Consider the following 246-nt stretch of genomic DNA (forward strand, 5'->3'; position numbering starts at 1 on the left):
CCAACCGCATTACCTGCGGCTACATGATCGGTCTCACGATGTTCACCGGCGTCATCAGCGCCTATGTCATCTCCGTCCAGCAAGTCTTCGGCGAGGTCTATGGCCTCGGCGACTGGCTGCCGATCGCCTTTGCGGCGACCGCCGGTGGCATCGCCGTCGCCAACTTTGCCAACGGCTTTTTCGTCCGCACCTTCGGCATGCGCCGCATTTCCCATGCAGCGGTGCTTCTCTTTACCGTCATCTCTG

Annotated in this window: 1 protein-coding gene; it reads left to right on the forward strand. The window is 61.0% G+C overall.

Going from position 1 to position 246, the window contains the following annotated elements; all coding sequences use genetic code 11:
• The coding region (locus tag SB764_RS43480) for a hypothetical protein (protein WP_410867238.1) at positions 1-246 on the forward strand (246 nt) is incomplete at both ends.

It is taken from the genome of Paraburkholderia sp. SIMBA_027 (genome assembly GCF_046535315.1).
GTDB classification, from domain to species: Bacteria; Pseudomonadota; Gammaproteobacteria; order Burkholderiales; family Burkholderiaceae; genus Paraburkholderia; species Paraburkholderia tropica.